32 protein-coding genes are annotated in these 25405 nt (G+C 63.6%); 7 read left to right on the top strand and 25 right to left on the bottom strand.

From position 1 onward, the window contains the following. The 13 genes from Q4G24_RS07205 to Q4G24_RS07145 form a co-directional block, all read right to left on the bottom strand. Nucleotides 1–1173: M10 family metallopeptidase C-terminal domain-containing protein (locus tag Q4G24_RS07205; RefSeq protein ID WP_303365835.1), on the bottom strand; the 1173-nt coding region annotated here is incomplete at its 3' end. A gap of 52 nt (nt 1174–1225) precedes the next feature. Beyond that, nucleotides 1226–1564, bottom strand: coding sequence for a hypothetical protein (locus Q4G24_RS07200; RefSeq protein WP_303365834.1), 339 nt, complete (start codon nt 1562–1564; stop codon nt 1226–1228). A 580-nt stretch (nt 1565–2144) separates the two neighbouring features. After that, nucleotides 2145–2804, bottom strand: a complete 660-nt coding sequence (locus Q4G24_RS07195; RefSeq protein WP_303365833.1) for a LexA family transcriptional regulator — start codon at nt 2802–2804, stop codon at nt 2145–2147. Between the two features lie 569 nt (nt 2805–3373). Beyond that, entirely contained in the window at nt 3374–4336 is a 963-nt protein-coding gene (locus Q4G24_RS07190) for a glycosyltransferase (protein WP_303365832.1), read from the bottom strand. Between the two features lie 75 nt (nt 4337–4411). After that, a complete protein-coding gene (locus Q4G24_RS07185) occupies nt 4412–4891 on the bottom strand; it encodes a hypothetical protein (RefSeq protein WP_303365831.1) in 480 nt (159 codons plus the stop codon). An 11-nt stretch (nt 4892–4902) separates the two neighbouring features. Continuing rightward, complete coding sequence (gene flgH / locus Q4G24_RS07180) at nt 4903–5631, bottom strand: flagellar basal body L-ring protein FlgH (protein WP_303365830.1); 729 nt, start codon at nt 5629–5631, stop codon at nt 4903–4905. Continuing rightward, nucleotides 5628–6041, bottom strand: a complete 414-nt coding sequence (flgA, locus tag Q4G24_RS07175) for a flagellar basal body P-ring formation chaperone FlgA (protein WP_303365829.1) — start codon at nt 6039–6041, stop codon at nt 5628–5630. Before flgA ends, flgH begins: the two co-directional genes overlap by 4 nt. Then, on the bottom strand, nt 6041–6826 hold the full coding sequence (flgG, locus tag Q4G24_RS07170) for a flagellar basal-body rod protein FlgG (protein WP_303365828.1): 786 nt from the start codon (nt 6824–6826) through the stop codon (nt 6041–6043). Before flgG ends, flgA begins: the two co-directional genes overlap by 1 nt. A gap of 11 nt (nt 6827–6837) precedes the next feature. After that, nucleotides 6838–7554, bottom strand: a complete 717-nt coding sequence (locus Q4G24_RS07165) for a flagellar hook-basal body complex protein (RefSeq protein ID WP_303365827.1) — start codon at nt 7552–7554, stop codon at nt 6838–6840. Next, complete coding sequence (locus Q4G24_RS07160; protein ID WP_303365826.1) at nt 7547–7822, bottom strand: flagellar biosynthetic protein FliQ; 276 nt, start codon at nt 7820–7822, stop codon at nt 7547–7549. The genes Q4G24_RS07165 and Q4G24_RS07160 overlap by 8 nt, the downstream gene beginning before the upstream one ends. Nucleotides 7823–7825: 3 nt before the next feature. Beyond that, nucleotides 7826–8101, bottom strand: coding sequence for a flagellar hook-basal body complex protein FliE (locus Q4G24_RS07155; RefSeq protein ID WP_303365825.1), 276 nt, complete (start codon nt 8099–8101; stop codon nt 7826–7828). A 14-nt stretch (nt 8102–8115) separates the two neighbouring features. Continuing rightward, complete coding sequence (gene flgC, locus Q4G24_RS07150) at nt 8116–8508, bottom strand: flagellar basal body rod protein FlgC (RefSeq protein WP_303365824.1); 393 nt, start codon at nt 8506–8508, stop codon at nt 8116–8118. Between the two features lie 3 nt (nt 8509–8511). Then, nucleotides 8512–8901, bottom strand: a complete 390-nt coding sequence (locus Q4G24_RS07145; protein WP_303365823.1) for a FlgB family protein — start codon at nt 8899–8901, stop codon at nt 8512–8514. 108 nt (nt 8902–9009) lie between these two features. Between Q4G24_RS07145 and Q4G24_RS07140 the strand changes: the two genes are divergently transcribed. After that, nucleotides 9010–10371, top strand: a complete 1362-nt coding sequence (locus Q4G24_RS07140) for a FliI/YscN family ATPase (protein WP_303365865.1) — start codon at nt 9010–9012, stop codon at nt 10369–10371. Between the two features lie 106 nt (nt 10372–10477). Further along, nucleotides 10478–11209, top strand: a complete 732-nt coding sequence (locus tag Q4G24_RS07135) for a Crp/Fnr family transcriptional regulator (protein WP_303365822.1) — start codon at nt 10478–10480, stop codon at nt 11207–11209. A 1-nt stretch (nt 11210) separates the two neighbouring features. On the opposite strand, the gene Q4G24_RS07130 is transcribed toward Q4G24_RS07135, so the two are convergent. The 3 genes from Q4G24_RS07130 to Q4G24_RS07120 form a co-directional block, all read right to left on the bottom strand. Then, nucleotides 11211–12089, bottom strand: coding sequence for an extensin family protein (locus Q4G24_RS07130; RefSeq protein ID WP_303365821.1), 879 nt, complete (start codon nt 12087–12089; stop codon nt 11211–11213). Further along, nucleotides 12089–13105, bottom strand: a complete 1017-nt coding sequence (locus tag Q4G24_RS07125) for a L,D-transpeptidase (protein ID WP_303365820.1) — start codon at nt 13103–13105, stop codon at nt 12089–12091. Before Q4G24_RS07125 ends, Q4G24_RS07130 begins: the two co-directional genes overlap by 1 nt. Nucleotides 13106–13203: 98 nt before the next feature. Further along, nucleotides 13204–14007 carry a GntR family transcriptional regulator gene (locus tag Q4G24_RS07120; RefSeq protein ID WP_303365819.1) on the bottom strand — a complete coding sequence of 268 codons (804 nt, stop codon included), beginning with the start codon at nt 14005–14007 and terminating at the stop codon, nt 13204–13206. 239 nt (nt 14008–14246) lie between these two features. Between Q4G24_RS07120 and Q4G24_RS07115 the strand changes: the two genes are divergently transcribed. From Q4G24_RS07115 to Q4G24_RS07105, 3 genes are all read left to right on the top strand, one after another. Continuing rightward, a complete protein-coding gene (locus Q4G24_RS07115) occupies nt 14247–15425 on the top strand; it encodes an MFS transporter (RefSeq protein ID WP_303365818.1) in 1179 nt (392 codons plus the stop codon). Then, complete coding sequence (locus Q4G24_RS07110; RefSeq protein WP_303365817.1) at nt 15422–16051, top strand: ribonuclease HII; 630 nt, start codon at nt 15422–15424, stop codon at nt 16049–16051. Before Q4G24_RS07115 ends, Q4G24_RS07110 begins: the two co-directional genes overlap by 4 nt. 93 nt (nt 16052–16144) lie before the next feature. Further along, the gene (locus Q4G24_RS07105) at nt 16145–17260 is read left to right on the top strand and encodes a site-specific DNA-methyltransferase (protein WP_303365816.1); all 1116 of its coding nucleotides are present in this window, start codon (nt 16145–16147) and stop codon (nt 17258–17260) included. 191 nt (nt 17261–17451) lie between these two features. Here Q4G24_RS07105 and Q4G24_RS07100 read toward each other — a convergent pair whose 3' ends face one another. From Q4G24_RS07100 to Q4G24_RS07090, 3 genes are all read right to left on the bottom strand, one after another. Continuing rightward, nucleotides 17452–18579, bottom strand: coding sequence for an alkane 1-monooxygenase (locus tag Q4G24_RS07100; protein WP_303365815.1), 1128 nt, complete (start codon nt 18577–18579; stop codon nt 17452–17454). Nucleotides 18580–18643: 64 nt separating this feature from the next. Further along, complete coding sequence (gene gloA, locus Q4G24_RS07095) at nt 18644–19126, bottom strand: lactoylglutathione lyase (protein WP_303365814.1); 483 nt, start codon at nt 19124–19126, stop codon at nt 18644–18646. After that, the gene (locus Q4G24_RS07090) at nt 19123–20136 is read right to left on the bottom strand and encodes an A/G-specific adenine glycosylase (protein ID WP_303365813.1); all 1014 of its coding nucleotides are present in this window, start codon (nt 20134–20136) and stop codon (nt 19123–19125) included. Before Q4G24_RS07090 ends, gloA begins: the two co-directional genes overlap by 4 nt. A gap of 85 nt (nt 20137–20221) precedes the next feature. Here Q4G24_RS07090 and Q4G24_RS07085 point away from each other — a divergent pair, with 85 nt between their 5' ends. Both Q4G24_RS07085 and Q4G24_RS07080 read left to right on the top strand, forming a co-directional pair. Next, nucleotides 20222–20797 carry a DUF721 domain-containing protein gene (locus Q4G24_RS07085; RefSeq protein ID WP_303365812.1) on the top strand — a complete coding sequence of 192 codons (576 nt, stop codon included), beginning with the start codon at nt 20222–20224 and terminating at the stop codon, nt 20795–20797. After that, the gene (locus tag Q4G24_RS07080; RefSeq protein WP_303365811.1) at nt 20797–21441 is read left to right on the top strand and encodes a DsbA family protein; all 645 of its coding nucleotides are present in this window, start codon (nt 20797–20799) and stop codon (nt 21439–21441) included. Before Q4G24_RS07085 ends, Q4G24_RS07080 begins: the two co-directional genes overlap by 1 nt. A 321-nt stretch (nt 21442–21762) precedes the next feature. Here the strand turns inward: Q4G24_RS07080 and lpxK are convergent, their stop codons facing one another. The 6 genes from lpxK to Q4G24_RS07050 all read right to left on the bottom strand — a co-directional run bounded on the left by lpxK (nt 21763) and on the right by Q4G24_RS07050 (nt 25403). Then, on the bottom strand, nt 21763–22764 hold the full coding sequence (gene lpxK, locus Q4G24_RS07075; protein WP_303365810.1) for a tetraacyldisaccharide 4'-kinase: 1002 nt from the start codon (nt 22762–22764) through the stop codon (nt 21763–21765). Continuing rightward, on the bottom strand, nt 22761–23951 hold the full coding sequence (locus tag Q4G24_RS07070; protein WP_303365809.1) for a 3-deoxy-D-manno-octulosonic acid transferase: 1191 nt from the start codon (nt 23949–23951) through the stop codon (nt 22761–22763). The genes lpxK and Q4G24_RS07070 overlap by 4 nt, the downstream gene beginning before the upstream one ends. Next, nucleotides 23951–24196: a DUF4170 domain-containing protein gene (locus Q4G24_RS07065; RefSeq protein ID WP_303365808.1), complete on the bottom strand. Its 246-nt coding sequence runs from the start codon at nt 24194–24196 to the stop codon at nt 23951–23953. The genes Q4G24_RS07070 and Q4G24_RS07065 overlap by 1 nt, the downstream gene beginning before the upstream one ends. Nucleotides 24197–24302: 106 nt before the next feature. Continuing rightward, nucleotides 24303–24695: a DUF1761 domain-containing protein gene (locus tag Q4G24_RS07060; protein WP_303365807.1), complete on the bottom strand. Its 393-nt coding sequence runs from the start codon at nt 24693–24695 to the stop codon at nt 24303–24305. A gap of 22 nt (nt 24696–24717) precedes the next feature. Beyond that, nucleotides 24718–25131, bottom strand: a complete 414-nt coding sequence (locus tag Q4G24_RS07055) for an EVE domain-containing protein (RefSeq protein ID WP_303365806.1) — start codon at nt 25129–25131, stop codon at nt 24718–24720. Then, nucleotides 25131–25403, bottom strand: a complete 273-nt coding sequence (locus Q4G24_RS07050; protein ID WP_303365805.1) for a YciI family protein — start codon at nt 25401–25403, stop codon at nt 25131–25133. Before Q4G24_RS07050 ends, Q4G24_RS07055 begins: the two co-directional genes overlap by 1 nt. Nucleotides 25404–25405: the final 2 nt, after the last annotated feature.

Raw genomic sequence — 25405 nt, 5'->3', positions numbered from 1 at the left:
CGCCAGCCGGTCATTGCCTGCTTCTCCGAACAAGCGGTCTTCGCCCTCTCCACCATCCAGCGAGTCGGCACCGCCGCCGCCCAGCAGCATGTCGTTGCCATTACCGCCCAGCAGGGTGTCATTGCCCCAGCCGCCGTTCAGGCTGTCGTCACCGTCGCCACCGTCCAGCAGGTCAAAGCCATTGCCGCCGTCCAGCGTGTCATTGCCGGCCATGCCGTAGATGGTGTCACTCCCGGCGCGACCTTCCAGACGGTTATTTGCCGCATTGCCGGTGATATGGTCGGCACCTGACCCGGCAATGACGTTTTCGATGATCGTTGTGCGGTCGATCACCATGCCGCCCTTGGTGTTCATAATATCCGATACCGCACCGGGGGTCAGATCAATGCGCTGCGCGTTGGTATCGCCGCGCAGGTTGATCGTGTCATTGCCGCCCTTGTCGTAAAGGGTCAGGGTGAACTTGTCCTTTATGGCACCCGAGGCGATCCGGTCCGACAGATCTTTCCAATATCCGGTGGCATTGCTGTCCCAGAAATAGGTCGTGTTGCCAGCCTCGATTGTCGAAGAAACCCCGTAGAGATTTTCCATCGCAATAATATCGGCCTGCATCGGGGTCAGCGCCCATGCCATATCCCCGTTCACGACCGGCGACTCGTCCGGTGAGAAATAGGACATCAGCGACATTTGCCAGGTGTCATTGTCGAACATATTGTCGACGCCCCAAGTCCCATCACCGTTATAGGCCCCGGTGTGACCCAGCCCAAGGGCGTGGCCGATCTCATGCAGCCAAGTCTGGAAATAATAGGTATCGTCGCGGATACCGTAGTATACTTCCCATAGAAAGCCGACATTGACGAGCGACTGATCGGTATAGCCGCCCACCGTATAGCTTTGGCTGAAGGCATAGGGGTTGCTGTCGGTCAGCACCAGTTGCGCGGTCGAGGCCCAATCCGAGCCATTGCCACGGATTTCGCGGAAATTGATCCCGGTAAAGGCGGTCCATGCGCTCAGCGCCTTGCGGGCAATCGCGGCAGCCTCATCGCTCAGCGGGCTGAGGTCCACCGTCAGCGTGCTGCCGGTGCGGGCGTTAAAGTGGCGCGGGTCTTCGCCCATGTCGCGATAATAGCCGTGGGTCAGGTAATCAGCGACCTGCTCGGGGGTATATGTGCTCATGTCGGGTCCGTTTCGGGGGGGTGAAAATCAGGAAGGGCCGGAGAGGCGGGTCTTACGGGTTGACGTGTTTGCGGGCTTTCCGGCTGATACGGGTTGCCAGCCCCTGCAGCGCCCCGTCGGGCAAGTGGTCAAGATCCCGGATGGTCACGCCCATCCGGGGCAAGGCAACGGTCGTGCCGGTGTCATCGGTCAGATGCAGGACAGCCTCGACCCCATGGAGACCATAGCGGGATATATCCAGCGTTGCGGCGCGGGTGCGGGCAGGCAAACGGGTCGCGACCTCCTGGCACAGCAATTGTGCCTGTGCCGGGCTGACATCCGAACCGGCGCGGCAGGTCAGATCACCGCTGCCAGAGGCCAGAACGATCGTGGCAATGGTGGTCAGGTCCATGCGGCGTCCTTTCTGCTTCGCGGGGTGTATAGCAGCAAAAGTGACTCGATGCACCTGCTTTTGCTGCAAGTGCAGCATTTGCCGTCGCGTCCGGGGCCTGTCCCCTGGTCGCAGATCGGGTGGGCATATAGGGGTGCGGTCACAATGGTGATTTCGTGCAGGGGCATATGAGGGGCAGGGAACAGACCGGGGGATTGTGATGCCGACGATTGGCCGTTTAAGGCTGCGAAAGCCCCGTTTGCAGGATAGGGGCTATGGAATGACGGCCCCGGTGCCGCAATCATCCGGCACAGCGCGCAGTTGGTTTGCAGGCCCTTATCCGCAAGCAGCCGCGCTGGTCTTGCGGCCAGCCGTTGCGGCACACTAGCAATGTCTGCGATTTTTCCGGGAGGCTTCGCTGGGGTGAATGGAATAAACTGGAATGGGTGGAACGTGCTGTTCTGGAATGGGCTTTTGGGAAGGCCCGTGTTTGCTGGGGTTTGTGTTGGTCGCCTGATCCGGCCTGATCGGGCAGAGCGGAACACAATCGGCTGGAATAACTTCCGCCAGCTTCCACCCGCCGCCTACGACTGGAAGTAAGTCACCATTCATGGGTCGAGTTGACGACGCGTCCGATGATCTTGATGCCGTCCATGTCGCCCTCCTCGACCGTCACCGGCTGGTAGGCCGGGTTGGACGAGACCAGTATCAGGCGTTTGCCGGGGGCGCGCTGGATGCGCTTGACGTATAAATCACCATCAAACTTAACCACATAGATGCGGCCTTCGCGGATCGCGTCGGGTGTGGCGTCTGCGCGGTCGATCAGGATCAGGTCGCCATTGCGCAGATCGGGGGCCATGCTGTCGCCGCGCACAGAGATCACCGCCAGATTGCCGGGTTTCAGGCCGCGCCGGTCCAGAAACGCCTTGTTATAGGCGTAGGTGCCGCTGCCTGTTTCGTCTTGGGCAACGGAGCCGCGGCCTGTGGACGCTCCGACGGTAAAGCAGGTTATGGGGACGAATTGTGCCAGAGGTGTTGAGGTGTCGGGCGAGTTAGCCTCTGCGACCCCTAGTAAAAGCCAGTTAGCATCAATCCCTAGGCGTTTAGATAATGCCCTCAGAACCTCGTGGTCTATTCGCTGCCTGCCTATCTCTATGGCCTGAACCTTGGCTTCGCTCACGCCTATTGCGTCGGCAAATGCTTTCCGGCTTAAGCCTTTTTGTTCTCTTAGGCTTCGGATTCGTGCGGCAACATCAGGCATTTATAAGTATTCCTAGAAGGCATTTATTGGGTTGGGTTTATTTGCTGAATATTGGCGTGTCGCTGTAAGAGCGGATGAACAGAACGGTAAGGGGGAATGTGATGCCATTCCAGAAGAATGTGTTTCAACCCGTGCGATTTTGCACGAGGTGAGAGGGCAGCAATTCGCCCGTAATCATCTGTCAGGGCGGGGGCTGTCACCGTGGACCTGCCACGCGGGGGCCTGATGGCACAATCTGGCCCTTTTCCCGCTATGCGTCCAACCATGCATCCACATGGGGGTTCTGGTGATACTCAACGCATCGGGGAATCCTGTCGGCCGGAAGCTCCGGCAAAGCTCCGTCCAGATACCAACCCATCCCGGCCGCTGAGCCGGTTGCCCTGCGGTGCGTCCAGCGGCTCGGGGCATTCAGAGCGCGGGCAATGCCGCTGATCTTCCGGCTGTTATTGCTTCGGCAAGAGCGGTTCGTCCGGTGCGCTGCTCCAAGAGTCGGTATTTTCGGTTTATCCACATGCTTACAATTTATTTCCTTGGTAGCTTGGCCGGCGGTTAAGCCAGTTGCAGAGGTTTCACCCCTTATCCCGCAAAGCACCTGCCAGCGCCGCCAGATATAGCGCCGCTGTTCCGGCGCGGGTCTGGCGATACACCCCCAGCCGCCAAAGCTCTGCTGCCAGCGCCATGCCGGGCCTGCGCTGCGCTGCCTGCACCTGTTCCAGTAGCGTCACCGCATCAGGCGTCAGCATATCGCGCACCGCCAGCACCGCCCGCAGATTGGCCGCCAGCCAGCCCCCGAACGGCCCGGCCAGCAGCAGCCGCAGCCGCGCGGCAAGTGCCAGCGCGGTATCGTTGCGGCCCATGACATTGCCCGGATGCTGGCGGTAGAGCAGCACCTCGGCTTCATCCCGGACCAGCGCCGCCCCGGCAGCCGAGGCCAGCAGATAGGCCCACCAGTCATGCGACACCACATCCGCAGTCCGCGCCGCAGGCCCCGCGCGACGCAGCAGCGCAGCGGCGGGGGCATTGGCCACCAGCGTGTTGCCCGCCGTCACCGCCTGCACCAGCGCATTGCGCAGGCCCAGAGGGCGGGTAAAGCGGCGCGAGCCGGCCAGCGGTTTCAGGTTCTGGTCGGCGATGGTGGTGCGCGCACTGTAGATTGCCGCAGCAGGCTGATCTTGCAGGGCTTTCACGGCGCGGTTCAGCTTGTCGGGGTGCCAGACATCATCCTGATCGCAAAACGCCAGCCATTCGCCATCCGCCACCTGATCCAGCAGCGACAGAAAGTTCTGCGTCGCGCCTTGTCCCGGCCCTTGCTGCATCCGCACCTGTCCCGCCGGGAACCGCGCGGCAAAGCGGGCGACACGTTCTGCCGTTGCGTCGGTTGAGCCATCATCCGAGATGACCAGCCGCCAGTTCACGCCCTGTTGTGCCGCAAGACTGTCCAGTTGCGCGGGCAGATAGGCCGCACCGTTATATGTCGCCATCAGAATGGTGACGGCGGGCTGTGAACTGGGCAGGATCTCGGTGTCAGGCATCCTGATCGTCTTGCTGTTTCGCTGTCGTAGCGATAGCCCGCCTGCGCCCTTGCCGCCAGCCCTGGATTGCGGCGTTCAGCTTGAGGGTTGGCGTGTTATATCCTCGACCAGCACGGCATGAACCGGAGCGTCGGCAACATCATGTGTCGCCCGCAGCAATTCCCGCCGCAGCGCCTCCATCCGCGGTTCGGCCGTGAAATTGCCGTCGAACCCGCCGGAATTGGCGTAGATCAGCAATTGCCGCAGCAGGGCGTCACGCAGCCGGTATTCCTGCCGGTAGATGGCCTCTTGATCGGCCTCGGCCATTTCGATGGTCAGCGACAGGACCATGACCGAGGATACCTGCCCCTGTCGCATGACTGGCACAAAGAACTGGCTGGGAAAACGGAATCCGGCCATTTTCATATCGGCTTGCAGTTCGCCCGGCTGGGTGGTGCCTGCCTCGGGCATCTCTCCCGTCTCGGGGATTGGCGGCTTGGGGGCCAGCATTTCGCCGGACAGGGCGCCGCCGATAAAGGCCAGAATGGGCAGCAACAGGAAAAGCAGCTTTTTCATGCGAAATCCGTTCAGTAGGGCAGGATGATGTCAGCCAGTTGCTGACCATAGCGGGGCTGCTGAACGTCGGTGATCTGACCGCGCCCGCCATAAGAAATACGCGCGCCGGCGATACGGTCATAGCGGATCTCGTTGTTGCGGTCGATGTCCATGGGGCGGACAAAACCACTGACGGTCAGGTCGCGCAACTCATTGTTGACGCGCACCTCTTGCGTGCCTTGAATATGCAGCGTTCCGTTGGGCAGGCGGTCGATGACGGTTGCCGCGACCCGCAGCGTCAGCTTGTCCCGGCGCGAGATATTCCCACTGCCCTTGAAGGTCGAAGCGGAATTGGCCTCGGCCAGATTGTCCAGCCCGGCGCCTTCGGGAAAGGAATTTGCCAGCCGCTGCGGAATCCCGGCCATTTGCTGGATGCTGACCCGATCCGAGGCGCTGCGCGACCGGCCCGAGCTGTTCTGCATTTCGGCCCGGTCGTTGATCTCGATGGCGACGGTCAGAATGTCGCCGCGTGCCATCGCCCGACGGTCTCCGATAATCGAACGCTGCTGACCTTGCCACAGCGAAGCCCCCTGCGATTGGGGCTGCGCGGCCATCGAGAAGTCAAGCTCGGGGTTGGTCATGGCTTCGAACTCGGGGGTGTCGCGTTCCGACGTCAGCGCGGGCGGCTGGCCAATATTGCTGACGCGGGCGCAGGCGGACAGGGCGGCAAGGGTGCCAAGGATCAAAAACAGTTTTTTCATGGCCGGTTCTCCGGGAGCGAAACGATCACGGTGCCGTTGGCAGCAACGGTGCCGGTGATGGTGGTTTTGGTATCGAGATTCATCAGGCGGATGCGGTCGCCCTCCGCGCCGGGTTCCAGTGCGCGGGCCTCGGTGGTGATGCTCAGCCCGCCGCGTTGCCACAGCACTGGCACCAGCTTGTTGCGCTGGACCAGTTGCGGGGCGCGCAACTGGCCCGCCAAAACAGGGCGGCCCTGATACAGCGTCACCCGTGCCTGCATCCCGATCATTGCGTCGGGATTCTCGCCGGGAGTGTCGGCAATCAGATCCCCGGCGGCGATGATGCTGCCTGCGGGCAAGGTTTGCGCGACTGTCAAGGCGGATGCGCCAAAGGGCAGGGCGGCGAGGGCGGCGATCAGCAGCCAGCGCATCAGCGGACCTGCACGGTTGCGCCAAGCATCTGGTCGGCGGCGGTGATGACCTTGGCGTTCATTTCATAGCCGCGCTGTGCCTTGATAAGCTCGGTGATTTCGCGCACCGGATCAACGGCGCTTTCCTCCAGATAGCCTTGGCGCAGCGTGCCAAGCCCCTCTGTGCCTGGCAGCGCAGTCATCGGTTCGCCCGAGGCGGCGGTTTGCAGGAACAGGTTGGAACCGATCGCCTCCAGCCCTTTTTCATTGACGAAATTGGTCAGGGTGATTTCACCCAGAAGCTCGGGTTCGACCTGATCCTGAAAATAGGCATAGACCTCACCCGCGGCGTTGATGGCGATAGAACGGGCATCGCCGGGAATGGTGATCTCGGGTTGCAGCGGATAGCCGTCCGAGGTCACGATCAGCCCGTCGGCGGTGCGTTTGAAGCTGCCGTCGCGGGTATAGGCCGAGATGCCTGAGGGGGTCTGAACCTCGAAATAACCATAGCCGTTGATGGCGATGTCCAGATCGCCCTGAGTGGCTGTCAGCGCCCCTTGTGCGACGCTGATCGTTACGGCGGTCGGGCGCACGCCAAGGCCGATCTGAACCCCGGCAGGCACCACGGTGCCGTCGGTGGCGGTGATTGCGCCGGGGCGACCGGCCTGTTGATAGGCGAGGTCGGCAAACTCGGCCCGGCGGGCATTGTAGCCGGTGGTGGACATGTTGGCGAGGTTGTTCGAGATGACCTCGACCCGTGTCTGCTGGGCCGACATGCCGGTGGCGGCGATTTGAAGGGCTTTCATCGGTGATCCTTTCAGCGCGTCAGCGCGGTGATGACGTTGCGGATACGCTGATCCTCACGGTCCAGCATGGCCTGACCCATCTCATAGGCGCGCTGCACCTCGATCATGCGGGTCATTTCGAAAACCGGATCGACGTTCGATCCTTCAAGGAAACCCTGACGGATGCGGGCGGTCTCGGTCGGGATGGTTTCGGATTCGGTTTCAAAGCGGGTGCCGCCGCGGTGCAGCAGGCTGGTGGGGTCTGCGACGGTAAACAGGCCAACCTGCGCAACCGGCACATCGTCAGCGGTCACGGTGCCATCGCTGCCGATGGTCACGGATTGCACCCCCGCCGGAATGTTGATCGGGGCCTGACCGGCATCCAGAACCGGCATCCCGTCGGGCGTGACCAGATTGCCGTCCGGGCCGGTCAGGAAATTGCCCGCCCGCGTCAGCCGGTTGCCCTCGGGCGTCTGGACCATGAAAAAGGCGTCGCCCTCGATCCCGAGATCGAAAGTGCCGCCGGTCATGGTCAGCCCGGCCTGCATCAGATCAACCGTGCGACCGCGTGCATTGGCCATCGACAGGGTTTGCCCGGTGGCATCCAGCGAGTGCATATATTCCGAGAATACGACGCCTTCGCGGCGGAAACCCGTAGTGTCGGCATTAGCGATGTTATTTGCAACCACGCGCATCTCGCGCAGCAGGCCGGATTGGCGGGTGAGGGTGGCGTAGCCTATGTTATCCATCAGCATTCCCTTCGATCATGGGGATGATCTGGTCGATCCAGAAATTGGACAGGGTGGTGGTCATAAAGCTCATGCTGACCCAGAAAACGGCCAGCATTAGCGCGACCTTTGGCACAAAGGTCAGGGTCATTTCCTGAATCGAGGTCAGCGCCTGAAACAGTCCGATCAGCACGCCGGATATCAGCGCCACGATCAGCAGCGGCGCAGCCATGCGGACGGCGATCCACAGGGCCTGACGCAGCACATCGAACAGGATGTCATCGGTCATGGTTTACACCGGCATCCGCAGCAGTTCCTGATAGGCCTCAACCACCTTGTCGCGGATGGCGGTCACGGTATCGAGCGCCAGCTCGGCTTCGGCAATTGATTGCACCAGATGGGTGGTGTCGGTGGTGCCGGACATGGCCCCGACGGCGGCGGCATCGGCCTGCTGCATGACCTGCTCGAACGAACGGATGGTCGAGGTCACGCCGGTTTCGGGCTGTGCCGCGCCAAGGCGGGCGGTGGCGGTCTGATAGGCGGAAGCGGCGTTGATTGCGGAAATCATAGGGTTCTCCTTGGTTAGCGTTTCAGGATGTCCAGCAGGGCGCTGTTCATCTGGCGGGCCTGCTCAAAGACGCGCAGATTGGCCTCATAACTGCGGCCAGCCTCTCTCGAATCGGCCATTTCAACGACCAGATCGACATTCGATCCGTCGTAATACCCATCCGGCCCGGCCAGCGGATTGCCGGGGGCATAGATGCGTTGCAGGTCGGATTGATCCAGTTGCGTGCGGCCGGTCTGGACCATGCCGGTTGGCCGGCCAAAGCGGACCTGTTCCTCGAAACTGACCATCTTGCGGCGGTAGCCGGGGGTATCGGCGTTTGCCATATTCTCGGCGGTGTGGCGCAGCCGCTGAGCTTGTGCGCGCATCCCGGAGCCTGCCAGTTCGGTTGCGGAAATCGGGCCTTTCATCCGTTACCCCCGCTTGCCAAGACTGCTGCGCAGGATCGACAGCGACGAGCGATAAACCGTCAGCCCCAGATTATGTTCGCGCCGGATGCTGGCCTGTCGGATCATCTCATCCTCAAGCGAGACGGTGTTGCCGTTGGGGGAAGGTTCCGTTGAAGGGTCCGGCAGCGCCGTAGCGGTGATATAAGAATCGGTGTCCGTCAGATGCGTTGCCCGCGTCCGGCGCATCTGAAAGCCGTCCTGCTGGCGGTAAACGCTGTTGAAATCGGGCAGGTCGCGGGCCTTGTATCCCGGCGTGTCGGCATTGGCGACATTGCGGGCCAGCACGACCTCTCGTGCGGCGGCATGAGAGGTCAGGGCGCGGGCCATGCGCATCGTGTCAGGAATATCGAACAAAACCGGGTTCTCCTTCGTGGCTGTAAACCCGGTCTTAACCCCAATAGGTTTATAAACCCTTTCGAGCGGGACGATTTTTGCCCCTGAAAGGAGATTATTTTGGAAAAAATTGAATCCCTGGCCGATGAAATCTGCCGTGTGCGGCTGGCGCGATTCTGGGGTCGCGTGGTGCGGATCAAGGCCGGGCTGGTGCATGTGTCGGGGCTGGATATGCACGCGTCAGTCGGTGATCGTGTTGCGCTTTCAATGGGTTGCGGTGGTGTCGTGCATGGCGAGATCATCGCGCTGGAACCGGGCGATGCGGTGGTTCTGACCGAAGGTCCGGTCGAGGGGCTCTCTGTCGGGGCTGATGTCGAGCTGTTGTTTGCGCCGCGAATCGCCCCGGACGAATCATGGATCGGGCGGGTGGTCGATCCCTTTGCTCAGCCGTTGGACGGGCGGCCCTTGCGCGATGGGCCGGTCAGCCGGGGCTATCGCCGGCCGCCGCCCGCTGCTGCGACGCGCGGCCGCTTGGGGGTGCGGATGGCGACCGGGATGGCGGTGTTCGACACGCTGCTGCCGCTTGTGCGTGGTCAGCGGATCGGGCTTTTCGCAGGTTCCGGCGTGGGAAAATCCACGCTGCTGTCCAACCTTGCCCGCGGGGTCGAGGCCGATGTCATCGTGATTGCCATGATCGGAGAACGGGGGCGTGAGCTGCGCGAATTCGTTGAATCGGTGCTTGGGCCAGAGGGAATGGCGCGTTCGGTGGTGGTCGCGGCGACCTCGGATCAGTCGCCTTTGGTGCGGCGACGCTGTGCATGGGCGGCGATGAGCGTGGCGGAATATTTCCGGGATCTTGGCAAGCATGTCCTGTTTTTGGCTGATTCGATCACCCGCTTTGCCGAGGCGCATCGGGAAATCGCGCTGGCTGGCGGCGAATCGGCCAGCGACCGTGGCTACCCGCCCTCGACCTCGCATCTTATCATGTCACTGGCAGAGCGCGCCGGGCCAGGGCCGGACCTGCCGGACCAGCCGCGCGGCGATATTACGGGCATCTTCAGCGTGCTGGTGGCGGGGTCAGATATGGATGAGCCTGTCGCCGATATTTTGCGCGGTGTGCTGGACGGGCATGTGGTCATGGACCGTGCCATCGCAGAACGTGGGCGGTTTCCGGCGATTGATGTGCTGCGTTCGGTGTCGCGGTCGCTGCCTCATGCGGCGAGTGAGACCGAAAATCAGATGATCCGCCACGCCCGCGCGGCCCTTGGCGCTTATGCGGAATCTGAAACCATGATCAAGGCGGGGCTTTATGCTGCAGGCTCTGACCCGGCGCTGGATGAGGCTGTGCGCATCTGGCCGGCGCTGGATGCGTTTGTCGGATTGCCGTCTGGCGGAGGTGTAAGCGCCAGTTTTCAGGCGCTTGCGGCGGCGTTGCGATCGGCGCCGCAAGGGCGGGGACAGGCGCGTGCGGGCGCGGTCCGGCTGTCATAGGGCGAACAGACTCTTGATGAATGTTAGTGCGATGCTTTCAGCCATTGCGCCATTGCGATTGATTTGCAAACTTCGCGCGTCTCTGCGGAGCAGATAAGGGGCAGGAATGGCCATCTCTGATTTTTTCGTTCGTTTTCTGGAGCATCGTGACAGTCTCGATGCTCAGGACTTGGACCGGCTGTCCCGTATCACGACCGAGACCGTTTCCTTTGCGCCCGGTGAAATCATTGTTCCCGCCGATATTGTTGCAAGCCGCAGTTGCATGATGCGGCAGGGCATGGCGGTGCGCTCGCACGCGCTGGTGGGGCGGCCGCAGGGGCGGGTGATTACCGCGCTGCATGTGCCGGGGGATTTCGTCGATCTGCATGGATTCGTGCTGGCCGGGCTGGAGCATACGGTCATTGCCGCCGGTCCGGTGGTGGTCGAATTTGTCAGTCACGATCAGTTGACCGAGATCACCGAGAATTACCCGCATCTGGCGCGGTTGTTGTGGATGTCCACGGTGATCGACGCGGCGGTGCATCGGCAATGGCTGGTGGCGGCGGCCTCGCTGCGGTCCTCGGCGCATCTGGCGCATATTTTGTGCGAGATTTACACCCGGTTGAATCTGGTCGGGGCGGCGCGGGATCATCGCTTTACCCTGCCGCTGTTGCAGCGTGAGCTGGCGGATATTCTGGGTTACAGCCCAATCCATGTGAACCGGGCGGTGCGCGATCTGCGCGACCGGGGGCTGATCCGCTGGTCGGGGGCCGAGATCACTATTCTGAACTGGGACGGGCTGGTGCAGCTTGCCCGGTTCGATCCCAGCTATCTGGATCTGCGCAAGATCCGGCGTTGAATCACTGGCACAGCCGCCAGCCATTGCTGCGGGCGGCGAGGTCCAGATGCAGGTGATCGTCGTGATCGGGCTGGCCGGGGCCAAGCACGGTGGTAAAGAACAGGCAGGCGCCGCCGCGCACGGCCCGCTGAAAGGCTTCGGTCATGTCGCCCTTATCCTGACGCGGCTGCACCGGCAGATCGCTGCCGTTATTCAGCCGGAACCCCATCACGTCAAAAGCACTGCCGATGGCATGTTCAGACAGCCTGCCACCCCCTGCCCGGCCCCGGCATTGATAGGTCGAGCCGGGCAGCAGCGCCATCACTTTGGGCGCTCCCGGCAGGTGGCGGGCAGCGGGCTGGACGGTCTCGCGCGTCCAGCGGTTCAGCGCCAGCGCGGTATCGCAGCGCATGACCGCACCCCCGACGATCTCGATGCCGGGGGCGGCAAAATCCAGCCGGATCGGACGGGCGATGTGGCAGCCGGGATTGTCAGCGTCACGGACCGGCGCAACCTCTTGCCACTCCGCCCCGGACAGGCGCAAGGCGAGCAGACAGGCGGCATGGTCGAAGTCGCTGATTTGCGGCGGAGTCGGGTCCGGGGCTTGTGGCGCGGGTTCGGGATCAGCTGGTGCGGGCGTGGTGGTGGCGATGGGTTCGTTGGTGACGGCTTCCCCCTCGGGGTCTGCGGCCGTGGCGGCCTCTGTCTGCTCCGGCTTGAGGGGTGGGCGCTTCGATGCAGCGGTCGTTTCAGGTGTGGTTTCAGAATCCACAGTGGCGGTTTCCACCTCGGGTTTCGCCACCGGGGCCTCTGCTCCCTCGGGGCGAAGCGGCGGGCGATCCTGCGCCTGCGCGGCGGCGATGCCTAGCATCAGCAGAAGGGCCAGCCCCGCCGTCCGCATCAGTTTCCCGCCACCGGCATCATGCTGGGCGGGTTCGGGTTGTCGATGAAATCGACATGCGTCACCCCGGCCTTGACCATATGCGCCAGTTCCCGCGCGTCCCAGTTGGTCAGCCGCACACAGCCATGTGATTGGTTGGCGAACAGGCGCGAGGGCGTAGCGGTGCCATGAATCCCATAGGTCGGGCGCGACAGCCCGATCCAGACATTGCCGACCGGCCCGTTCGGCCCCGGCGGAATCACCAGCGGCTTGTCGTTCTCGCCCTGCCGGAAATTGACGGCGGGATTATAGGTATAATTCGGGTCCAGCGCCACATTCGCCACCTTATACGACCCTGCCGGGGATGGCGTGCTGGTCGAACCGATCGTTGCCGGGTAATCGACCAGCATCTGCCCGACCTTGTCATAGCCGGTCACGCGGCGGGTGGCGCGGTTGACGGTGATCCATGTCACCTGACCCTTGGCTTCGGGGCCGGGGTCGGTGACGGTCAGCACCGCGCCCGGCACGATCTGCACGCCGGGGTTCATCTGTTTCAGGAAGGCTTCGTCCATGTGGAACCGCTCGGCCAGACGTTCCGCGATGCTGGTATAGCCCTGATGCGTCATCGCGGCTTTTTCGGCGTAATCATCGGGGATGCGGTCCACCAGGTTTTCGCCATCTGCGGCGGTGACGGTATAGGTCTTGGTGATCGGCTCCGTAGCCCAGCCCTGCAACAGTGACCAGACCTGATCGGTCATCTCGCCCGTGACCGGCAGTCCGGCGCGGCGCTGGAACGAGGTGATGGCCGAACGGCTCATGCCACCCTTGACCCCATCAGCGACGCCCGGCGAAATCCCGGCGCGGTCCAGCAGAACCTGAACCTTGACGGCGAAACCGGATTGCCCGGCGGGAAAGCTGCCGGTCCAGCTTGCGGCCTCGATCGCATCGACGGTCAGCGCGGCTTGTGCCTTGGCGCGGCGTGGCAAAGGCAGGGCGGCGGCGGTCAAAAGCAACAGGGCAGAGCGGCGGGACAGCATCACAGACCTCGGGTATCAGACAGGGACGAAACCCGGCAGCGGGTAACGGGTTCCCGCCGCTTTTCGAGGTCATTGCGTGGCGCGTCAAGCGGGCCTGTCTAGGTTGTGGATTGCAGCCGGTGTTCGGGCGCGAAAACCATCTGGCCAAGGCTGATAGGGCGGGCACCGTCCCATGCCTCGGTTTGCAGCATCAGCGCCGGCGTGCCGGGCGTGGTCGTGAAGAACCCTGCGCAATTCGCGGGCATGGCGACGGCCATCAGCTCGGCATTGCTGCGCGTGGGCGGGATGCTGTGCCGCAGCCAGTCATCCGGGGCGATGGTGACGAAATCCGGCAGGCTGTAACCGTTCACGGCCTGCCTGCTGATCCAATAGGTCAGGCACAGATAGGGCTGGCCGTCGGTCAGGATATGGCCATGAACGCGCAGCATGACCGTATCCGCAGGCAGGTGCAGCGCGGCGGTGATATTGGCGGGGGCGGGCAGTTCCCGGGTGTTGACGTGCTGATATTCCGGGGTCAGCCCGGCAGCCTCGATTTCCATGCGCATGGAGCGCAGCCCGCCTGCCCGGTCCTGTGTCCGGCTCAGGGCCACACGCGTTCCGACCTTGCGACGGCGTTCCAGAAGCCCGCTGTCGGCCAGATCGCGCAGCGCCCGGTTTACCGTGGCGCGGGCGCAACCCATTTCCTGCGACAGTTCCTGTTCGGTCGGGATCAGCGCGCCTGCGGGCCAGGTGCCATCATGGATGCGGGCCAGAACCTCGGCCTTGATGGATTGCCATGTGTGTTGCCGTCGCATCGCGCCGGGGCGGGAGCCAGAAGGTGCGGGAACAAGCGAGTTGTTCAGCATGGATTTCATCACGTTCTTTCGATCTGAACCGTTCGTGTCATAATGCGTTGCTGTCATATTTCACCTTTGGGTGGAACATGTCTAAATTGTCAGGTGTCAAAATAGACATGGTAGCGTTCTGATTCCTGCGGAACCCTGTCTCGCGCCGGCTGTGATTAACCCACAAGAACTATACTATCAAGTTCAGTTTCCACGTTCAGATTTACAACTTTGAGGTGTGACGTAACGGCAACTGTGCCGCTTGACTTGGCAAGGGCGTGTTGCGACCTTGCGCCGCTGTCTCATGGGGGAAGATCATGCCACCTGCCGCGCCCGCTATGCGCACCACCTGGAACGTGCTGATTGCGCTGAGCCTGTGCCATATGGCGAATGACGTGATGCAATCACTGCTATCCGCGATCTACCCCGAACTGCGGGATGAGTTCGGGCTGGACTATTGGCAGATCGGGCTGATGACGCTGGCGTTTCAGGGGACGGCCTCGCTGCTTCAGCCGGTGGTGGGGATGGTGACGGACCGCCACCCGATGCCGAAATCGCTGGCGGTGGGGATGCTGGCGACGATGCTGGGGGTGTTGCTGCTGGCCTGGGCAGACAGCTATCCGGTGCTGCTGGCGGGCGGGATGCTGATTGGCTGCGGCTCGGCGGTATTTCACCCGGAAAGCAGCCGTATCGCCCGGATTGCGGCGGGCGGGCGGTTCGGCACGGCGCAATCGCTGTTTCAGGTCGGCGGCAATTTCGGGCAGGCGTTGGGGCCGCTGATGGCGGCGTTTATCGTAGTGCCGTTCGGGCGGCCTTCGGTCGCGATTTTCGCGGCGCTGGCGGCGCTGGCCTCGGGGGCCTTGTGGCGCATCGGCGCATGGGCCGAGACCCGCCGCCGTGCCGCTGCGGCCCGAGAGGTGCCGCCCCTGCGGCTGCCGCGCAACCGCGTGGTTTGGGCAATCATCGTGCTGGCGGCGCTGGTGTTCACCAAGAACATCTACATGGCCAGCCTGTCCAGCTATTACACCTTCTTCCTGATCGACCGCTTTGGCCTGACGAACCAGCAATCGCAGGTGATGCTGTTCCTGTTTCTGGCCGCAACCGCCGCCGGGGTGATCCTTGGCGGTGTCGTCGGCGACCGTATCGGGACGCTGCGGATCATCTGGTTCTCGATCCTTGGGGTGCTGCCGTTCACGCTGATGCTGCCACATGTGGGGCTGGTGGCGACGGGCGTGCTGACGGTGCTGATCGGGCTGATCCTGTCCAGCGCCTTTCCCGCCATCGTGGTGTTCGCGCAAGAGCTGGTGCCGGGGCGGGTCGGCATGATCGCCGGGGTGTTCTTTGGTCTGGCTTTCGGCATGGGCGGCGTGGCGGCTGCGGTGCTGGGGGTCGTGGCGGATGCGCGGGGGATACAGTTCGTTTATCTGATCTGTTCGTTCCTGCCGCTGATGGGGCTGCTGACGGTGTTCCTGCCCAAGCTGGACCGTGTGGCATGACCCCGGATTTCGCGCTGGAAACAGCCGCGATGGCGGCGGGGACGCGGCTGGTCTGCGGTGTGGATGAGGTCGGGCGCGGCCCCTTGGCCGGGCCGGTGACGGCGGCGGCGGTGATCCTTGACCCGGCGCGGATTCCGCTGGGGCTGAACGATTCCAAAAAGCTGACCGCCAGACGGCGCGAAGCGGTCGAGGCCGCGATTCTGGAAACCGCCGATTATTGCGTGGCCCATGCCAGTGTCGAGGAAATCGACCGGCTGAACATCCTGCGGGCCAGCCATCTGGCGATGTGCCGGGCAGTGGTGGGGCTGCGTCAGCGCCCTGATCTGGCGCTGGTGGATGGCAATATGCTGCCTGCCGACCTGCCGGTGCCGGGGCAGGCGATCATCAAGGGCGATGCGCTGTCGCTGTCGATTGCGGCGGCCTCGATCCTGGCGAAACTGTGGCGCGATCGCATCATGGTGGATTTGGCGCAACAGCACCCCGGCTATGGCTGGGAAAAGAACGCGGGCTATCCGACCAAGGCGCATCGGCAGGCGCTTCTAGATATGGGGGTGACCCCGCATCATAGACGTTCCTTCGCCCCCGTCCACAACATCTTGTGGCAAGGTAAAAACTTAACTAATTGATTCAAAAAAGAAATTGACGGCGAATTGTGTCTGAATCATCATTCGGGACATAAGCTGGCGGAAAACAGCCGGCACAAATCACCCGAGGCAGAGATGACAAAGACCAAAGAAAAAGCCGCGCAGACCGCGCTTCCGCTGAACCAGATTCTTGCGGGCGACTGCATCGAGATTATGAACAGCCTGCCCGCTGGCAGTGTCGATCTGATCTTCGCTGACCCGCCCTATAACCTGCAACTGCGGGGTGATCTGCACCGGCCGGATAATTCCAAGGTCGATGCCGTCGATGACCATTGGGACCAGTTCGACAGTTTCGCAACCTATGACCGTTTCACCCGCGACTGGCTGGCCGCCGCGCGGCGGCTGCTGAAACCCGACGGGGCGATCTGGGTCATCGGCAGCTATCACAATGTTTTCCGCATGGGGGCAGAGCTGCAAAATCAGGGCTTCTGGATCCTGAATGATGTGGTCTGGCGCAAGTCGAACCCGATGCCGAACTTTCGCGGCAAGCGCCTGACCAATGCGCATGAAACGCTGATCTGGGCCAGCAAATCCGAGGGTGCCAAATACACCTTTAACTATGAGGCGCTGAAATCGCTGAACGAAGGCGTGCAGATGCGCAGCGATTGGGTGCTGCCGATCTGCAACGGCGGCGAACGCCTCAAGGACGACAACGGCGATAAGGCGCATCCGACGCAAAAGCCGGAAAGCCTGCTGCATCGCGTGCTGCTGGGCACGACGAACCCCGGCGATGTGGTGCTGGACCCGTTCTTTGGCACCGGCACTACCGGCGCGGTGGCCAAGATGCTGGGCCGCGATTTCATCGGTATCGAGCGCGAGGAATCCTACCGCGCCGCCGCCGAAAAGCGCCTGTCGCGCGTCCGTCGCTTTGACGCTTCGGCGCTGGAGACCACCGCCAGCAAGCGGGCTGAGCCGCGTGTGCCGTTCGGTCAGGTGATCGAGCGCGGGATGCTGCGGCCCGGCGAAGAACTGTTCTCGATCGGCAACCGCCACAAGGCCAAGGTTCGCGCCGATGGCAGCCTGATCGGCAATGATGTCAAGGGCAGCATCCATCAGGTCGGCGCTGCGCTGGAAGGCGCGCCAAGCTGCAACGGCTGGACCTATTGGCACTTCAAACGCGAAGGCCGGATGGTTCCTATCGACATCCTGCGCCAGCAGATCCGTGCCGAAATGGCCGATCGCCCCAACTGACCTCTATCGCCACGGTTCCGGCCCGCCGCCTTTCTGCATCGGGCGGCCGGAACCCGCCTGCCTCGCCCTTGGGCGGGGCTTTTTTGTGGGGTGGGTCAGATCTCCCCATGCGTTGATCTTTTGTCCAGAAATATCCTCGGGGGGAATCGCGGCACGCGATGGGGGGCAGACAGCCCCCCTTCCGCGCTCGCCTAAAGCGCCCCGCGGGGCATGGGGGTATCGCCGCGGTTATAGGGCTTCCAATCCGTCACCTGCGGATAGAACTGCCGCCGCCAGGCGCGGACGCGGGGGTTCATCACCCGGCGCCACAGCGGCGGGATCATCGCCGCAATGCCAAGCGCGGGATAGCCAAGCGGCAGTTGCGGTGCCTCGTCCGTGCCATAGGTTTGCAGCAAAGGAAAGCGCCGGTCGGGCTTATAGTGGTGGTCAGAATGGCGTTGCAGGTTGATCAGCAGCCAGTTGGACGCGGTATGGCTGGCGTTCCATGAATGACGCGGCAGGACGTGTTCATAGCGGCCTTCGCCAAGGTGCTGGCGGGTCAGGCCGTAATGTTCGATGTAATTCGTCAGCTCAAGCTGCCAGACCGCGACCAGAGCCTGCCAGCAGAACAGCAGCAAGCCCATCCAGCCGCCAAGCACCAGCGCCAGCGCCAGCATTGCGGCTTGCAGCGCGGCATAGCGCCAGAACGGGTTGCGGCGGGCAAAAACGCTGCGGCCCGAGCGGCGCAGGCGGTTCGCCTCGGCCTGCCATGCGCTGCGTGGGCAATCGGTCAGAACGCGCCAGAAATAGCGGTGGAACCCTTCGTTATAGCGCGCCGTGACCGCATCGCGCGGGGTGCCGACCCAGGCGTGATGGACCAGCAGATGTTCGGTTCTGAAATGCGAATACAGCACCGAGGCCAGCAGCAGATCCCCCAGCCAGCGTTCCAGCGCGTTCTTTTGGTGCAGCAATTCGTGCGCATAGACGATGCCGATGGTGCCACTGGCGACGCCGATGCCAAAGAACAGGCCCATCGCCTCCCATCCCGACAGATGCGGGGCGCGGGTGGCATACCAGATCATGCCGAAGATCAGGCAGAACTGCACCGGAAACCACAGGATCGTGACGGCGCGATACCAGAACAGCGCGGTTTCCGGGGTTTCCGGGTCGGGGTTCGCCTCGTTCCGGCCAAGGGCCGCGTCCAGCAGGGTGGTCAGCGTCCAGCTATAGCCGGGCAACAGCAGGAACCACCAACCGCCAAGCCGCGCGGCAATCACCGCCAGCGGGATCAGGCCAAGGGACATCCAGAAGGGCAGGGCCTCTCGCAGCGGGGCTTTCATCGGGCATCCTTTCGTTTGCAAGATGTTACCGCAAAGCCCCGCACCCTGCCAGCGCGGCGCAAGGTCACGCCTTGCGATGGGCTCCGACAATGCCGTCCATCAGGTCAGGCTGGACGACCTCGATCCGATAACCGTCGGGGTCGGTGATAAAGACCACGTTCTTCATGCCGCCTTCGTCGGGGCGCTTGTGAAAACTCACGCCAAGCGCATCGAAATGCGCCACCGCGGCGGCCAGATCGGGGACGCTGATGCAGATATGGCCATAGCCTTGCGGCTCGGTATTGCCATTGTGAAAGCTCTTGTCGCCATCGTCCCAGTTGTGGGTCAGTTCCAGCAGGCCGGGGCGGCTGAACGTGTCGGCCAGCGTCTCCGCCGCTGGCCCATTGCCCGGCGCTTGCAGGAAATACAGGCTGAACCGCCATTCGTCGAAATCCAGTCGTGTGACCAGCGTCATGCCCAAAGCCTGCTGGTAAAAGCCAAGGCTGCGGTCGGGGTCGGCAATGCGGATCATCGTATGGGTCAGGGTGAAACCGTCGGTCGCGCTCATGTCGCCTCCTGTGTCAGCGCCCATGCCTTGCGCATCAGGCCGGGCAGGGCTTGCGGGTCGAACCGGGTCAGGGGGATCAGCTCTCCGCGTTCCGGGTTGCCCGAGATTTGCGCGACCTTTACCGTCAGGTCCAGCGCGAAATGGGTGAAAATATGGCGCACCATGCCAATATCGCGCCAGTCGGCAGCGGCGGGCGGTGGCAGGTCGCGCCCGTCCCAATGCGCCGAGGGGAAGGCCAGCGTGCCACCCAACAGGCCCTTGGCCGGGCGGCGCTCGACCAGCACCGCATCGCTGTGAAAGCCGATCCAGACCACACCTTGCCGTTCCGGTTTCGGCGGCTTGGGCGCTTTGCGCGGCAGGTCGGCGGCAATACCCTGCGCATGGGCGGCGCAGTCATGGACCAGCGGGCAGATGCCGCAGGCCGGGTTGCGCGGGGTGCAGATGGTCGCGCCAAGGTCCATCATCGCCTGTGCGAAATCGCCGGGGCGCTGATCCGGGGTCAACTGGTCGGCCAGTTCCCGCAGCCGGGGCTTTGCGCCGGGCAAAGCCTCGGTGACGGCGAAAAACCGGGCGGTGACGCGCTCGACATTGCCATCCACAACCACGGCGCGGCGGTCAAAGGCAATCGCGGCAATTGCGGCGGCGGTATAGGGGCCAATGCCCGGCAGGGTCAGCAGCGCGGCTTCAGTATCGGGAAAGCCATTCGCCGCCACCGCGCGGGCGCAGGCCAGCAGGTTGCGGGCGCGGGCGTAATAGCCAAGCCCAGCCCATTCCGCCATCACATCAGCATCATCCGCCGCGGCGAGCGCCTGCACATCCGGCCAGCGGTCGGTGAACCGCTGGAAATAGCCCCGGACCGCTGCCACGGTGGTTTGTTGCAGCATGATTTCCGACAGCCAGACCCGGTAAGGGTCGGGCCGCTGCTCTGCCCCCGGCGGGATGCGCCAGGGCAGGGTGCGGGCATGGTGGTCATACCAGTTCAGCAGCAGGCTCGCGGTTGTGTCACGCATTATTCAGGGGCCTTGAGCGCGCGGGTTATAGGCAACCGTCGCGCTTGGGTTTACAGTCGCGGCAACTGTAACGACGATTGGCCCGATGGCACAGCAGAAACCGCCCCAAGCTGCCAAGGCACCGCGCCGCCGGATGCGCGGGTTCGAGGCTGCCTCGACCCTGCTGGCCCCGCGTATCCGTGAGGCGGGCGAGGCGCGCGGCTTTGCCGTGGCGCGGCTGCTGACCCACTGGCCCGAGGTCGTCGGTCCCGATCTGGCCGCGATCACCCGCCCGGTGCGGATCACCCATGCGCGGGGTGGTTTCGGCGCGACGCTGGTTCTGCTCACCACCGGGGCGCGGGCACCGATGGTTGAAATGTCCGCGCCGCTGATCCGCGAAAAGGTCAACGCCTGCTATGGGTTCAACGCGGTGGCGCGAGTTTTGGTCACGCAGACCGCACCGACCGGCTTTGCCGAGGGGCAGGCGGTGTTTGCCGCTGCGCCGAAGCCGAGCCCCGATCCCGCGCTGGAGGCCCGCCGCCAGCAGGCCGCCGCCGATATGACCAGCGGCTTTGCCGATGCTGACTTGCGGGCGGCGCTGACACGGCTGGCGGTGAACCTGATGTCGCGCCAGCGCGTTGCAATGAATAACGACTTCAAGACCCAAGGAAAGGCTGTCTGATGATCCCCACCCTTCGTTCCGCCGCCACCGCGCTGGCGCTGTCTCTGGCCGCGTTGACCCCGGCTATGGCGCAGGATACCGCCGCCACGACCGAGGCCGCTGCGCCGCAGATTCTGCCCGATATTGTGCTGGGTCAGGAAGATGCGCCGCTGACCGTGATCGAATACGCCAGCTTTACATGCAGCCATTGCCGCGATTTCCACAACAACGTGTTTCCGACGCTGAAATCGGAATATATCGACACGGGCAAGGTGCGCTTTATCCAGCGTGACGTGTATTTCGATGGCGTTGGCCTGTGGGCCGGGATTCTGGCCCGCTGCGGTGGCGATGACAAATATTATGCCATGTCGGATCTGCTGTTCAGCGGCCAGAACGACTGGCTGCAAGGCAAAACCGCCGAGGAAGTCACCGCCAACATGAAAAAGGTCGGTGCCAAAGCGGGCCTGAGCGGCGAGCAGATGGATGCGTGCTGGAACGATCAGGCCAAGGCAGAACAGTTGATTGCGACGTTCCAGCAGAACGCAACGGCGGATCAGATCGAGGGAACGCCGACCTTTATTATCGGCGGTGAAAAGACCAGCAACCAGCCGTGGGAAGGGCTGAAAGCCGTGATCGACGCCAAGCTGGCCGAGGCCGAAGGCTGATCTGATAAAGCTGCGGTTCATTTGCAGAACCAAGGGGTTCGCCCCTGAAACCCGGCCTGTCAGGGCCGGGTTTTGTCGTCAGGAATGACGGTTGGCGCGGCGTTATTTGTTGGCGTTCGGGGGATGTTCAGACCCTGAACGGGATGTGTCAGCAGCCTTGGCGACAGTGATGCGCTGTTGTCTGCGGCAGTGCTGTCTGGTGCTTATATAAAGGCTGAAAAGATCGGTTGCGGGTTGCGCCTGCTGTGCCGGTGCTGTGATCGGGCGAAAGATGTGTGGCTGCATCCTGACGGGTAGCATCAGAGGGCTGACGGGCCTGACCTATGTCCCGGTCGGCACCCCGAACAGCCGGTCCAGCGCCTGATCCAGCGGTGCGGGATCACTCAGCGCCAGTCGCACCGGCAGGGCCAGCACCTCGCGCCGGAAATCCGGTGGCAGGCGCACGGCGTCTTTCTCGGTCGTCACCATCTGCGCCTGCAACAGTCGCGCCTCGGTCGCCAGCCGGGTCAGCAGGGCGGGGGTGAAGGGCTGGTGATCCTCCAGCGCCTCGGCGCGGGCGATGTCGGCGCCAAGGCCGCGCAGCGTGGCAAAGAACTTTTCCGGGTGGCCGATCCCGGCAAAGGCCAGCACCCGATGGCCCTGCCAGTCGATGCCGGTTTGCAGCGGCTCCAGCCGGGCGCGCAGATGTGGCAGGTTGTCAGGCAGCGACGGTGCAAACCGCGCCTGCGCTGCATCCGGGCCGATGGACAGCAGCAGGTCGGCGCGGGCAAGTCCCGCCGTCACGGGTTCACGCAGCGGCCCGGCAGGGATGCACAGGCCGTTGCCAAAGCCTTTGGCTGCATCGACCACCACCAGCGACAGGTCATGGCGCAAGGCAGGGTCTTGAAACCCGTCATCCAGCAGGATCGCCTGCGCCCCTGCGGCAATCGCCGCCCGCGCTCCCGCCAGCCGGTCGCGGCTGACCCAAACCGGGCCAAAGGCCGACAGCAACAGAGGCTCATCCCCGACCTGCGCGGCGGTGTGACGACGCTCGTCCACGCGCAGGGGGCCGGATTCGCTGCCGCCATAGCCGCGGCTGACGACATGCGCGGCAATGCCTCGTGCGGCCAGTATTTGCATCAGCAGGGTGACGGTTGGCGTCTTGCCGGTGCCGCCCGCGTTGATGTTGCCGACACAGATCACCGGCACCGGCAACGCCTGCCGCGCGCCTTGCGCCAGACGCCGCGCGGTGGCGCGGGCGTAAAGCGCCCCCAGCGGGCGCAGCAGGCGGGCGGTCAGAACCGGCGGGGTCTGGAACCAGAACAGGGGGGCGCGGCGGCTCATATGGTTGGTCCTTTGATGGCGGCCAGCGTGGTGCGGGCGATCTGACGGGCGGCGGCGGCCCCGCCGGTGGCGATGCCCCATGCGTTCGTTGCCAGTCTCGCGGCCTGATCCGGGGCGGCCAGTTCGGTCAGCCCCTCGGCCAGCGCCTGCGCATCGGCCACGCGGCGGGCGCCGTTGCCGCCGTCAAGCTGCGCCCATGCGGTCTGAAACTTGCGCATATGCGGGCCGTGCAGCGTGGCGGAACCCAGTGCGGCAGGCTCGAACGGATGTCGGGTTGCGGCGTCATCGCCCGACAGGGTGCCGCCCATGTAGCAGACCGAAGCCAACCGATACCACAGCCCATATTCCGCCGGATCATCGGCAATCAACACCTGAATCTCGGGTTCGGGTTCTTCGTCGCGGGCGCGTTCCGCCACGGCCAGCCCTTCGGCCTCCAGCCATTGCGCCAGTTCCGGGGCGCGGGCCGGATCGGCAGGCAGCACAATCGCCAAGGCCCGGTGGTTATAGCGCAGCGCGGCCTGATGGGCGGTCAGAAAGGCGGCTTCTTCGGATTGCGGCAGGGCGGCGGCCAGCCAGACCATGCGCCGGGAAAGTTGACCCGCCAGCACCGCGCGCTCGGCCTCAAGGCAGGACGGCGGCTCGCGCAGGTCAGAGACGGGGCCGGTCACGGTGATCTTGTCGCTTGGCACGCCCAGCCGGTTCAGCAGATCGGCAGAGCCGTCATCCGTGGCCAGCACCGCTGCCAGCCCGGCAGCAAGCTGACGTTGCCAGATCGCCATGCCCGGCAGATCACGCGGGCAGCGCAGTTCCGCCAGCACCAGCGGCACCCCCATGTCCTGCGTTTCAGCAGCCAGCGCCATGTTCATGCAGGCCCCCAGCGTCAACACCGCCGAAGGCCGCAGCGTGTTCAGGATATGCTGCACCGCGCGGCGGTCCTGTCCTGGATTGGGCAGGGCGGTGCACCCCTCGGGCAACTGATCCACACCGCTGACAGCCAGCCGCAGCCGGGTGGGGCTGGCCTCATGCAATGCCTCGATCACCTGATCCAGCGCCGGAAGGCCGCCCTGACCGATATGCAGCCAGATCAGCGGATCATTGCCCGCCGGAACCCGGATGATGCCAAGATCGACGGTTCCGGCGTGGCGGCGCAGATGCCACCACAGGGCCAAAGACCCCGCAACGGACATCAGCCGTCCAGTTCCTCGGTCGGGCTGGCTTCGCGTTCTTCGTCGCGCAGCCGGTGCAGATGGGCGATGAAATAACGGGTATGGGCGCTGTCCACGGTGCGCTGCGCCTCGGCCTTCCAGGCGGCATGGGCACTGGCATAGTTGGGATAAATGCCGACGATATGAATGTTTTCAACATCGCGGAACTCGGTCCGCTGCGGGTCGGTCAACTCGCCGCCGAAAACCAGATGCAGACGTTGGGTCATTTGGGCCTCCTCTTATGTGCAGTCGGCGCAAATTAGGCAAAAAATGCGCCGCTGCCAACGCGATAGAGCGCAGTTGGACAGGATTTTCGGGCCGGGGTGCGGGGCGTCAGATCGCGCCCAGAATCCCGCCGCAGATGGTGCAGGCGACCAGCACATAGCCGCCGGAAATCACCGATTGCATCAGCGGGCGGCGGGCATAGCTTTGGTTGATGACCGTCCATGGCAGGATCAGGAACAGCCCGACCAGCAGCCCGGTCCACAGCCCGTCGCCAAGCCCGCTGATCCCGGCGCGATGCCACAGATAGCGCATCATGGCGACGAACACGACCATCGCCGCGCCGGAGACCAGATAGGGCAGGGGCGAAGATTTCGACGGCGCACCCCGGTTTTCGACCTGAAGGCCGGAAAACTTGCCCCACGGCGCGGCCAGAACCATATACCAGACCGATCCGACGGCCCAGACGGCGATGGCAGCGGCAATGACGATCAGCAGTTCCATGCGTCCCCCTTGCGGCGGGGTGTTACAGGCCCGCCATTTCCATAATCACCGCCCATTCATCCTCAGCCACGGGCTGAACCGACAGACGGCTGTTATTGACCAGAACCATATTGGACAGACGCGGTTCCATCTTGCAATCCTCAAGTGAGACCGCGCGGGGCAGTGGTTTGATCGCCTTGATGTCCACACATTCCCATTTCGGGTCAGCGGCCTTGCTGTCGGGATGCGCCAGCGCAATGACCTCGACGATGCCGACGGCCTCTTTGCCGATGTTGGAGTGGTAAAACAGCCCGCGCTCGCCAATCTTCATCGCCCGCATGTTGTTACGGGCCTGATAGTTGCGCACGCCGTCCCATTCCTCGCCCTGCTCGCCCCTGGCGACCAGTTCATCCCATGAAAAGGCGTCGGGTTCGGATTTGAACAGCCAGTATGCCATCAGCCGATCACCTTGCGCCATTCGGTGACGGTGGCCGCTTCGAACAGCCCGGCCTTGGCATAGGGGTCGCCCGCCGCCCAGTCGCGGGCGGCTTGCAGCGATTCGGCCTCGATCACCAGCAGCGAGCCGGCGGGCTGGCCGTCCTTGATCAGCGGGCCGGCGAATTGCACCACACCGGTGTCGGCCAGATAGGCCAGATGGGTTTCGCGGGTGTCCAGACGCAGTTGCACGGAATCGGCATTATCGCGGCAGATGACGGCAAACAGGGGCATGG

The sequence above is a fragment of the Paracoccus sp. (in: a-proteobacteria) genome (assembly GCF_030538695.1).
Taxonomy (GTDB): domain Bacteria; phylum Pseudomonadota; class Alphaproteobacteria; order Rhodobacterales; family Rhodobacteraceae; genus Paracoccus.
This window is presented reverse-complemented; position numbering and strand designations above follow the sequence as displayed.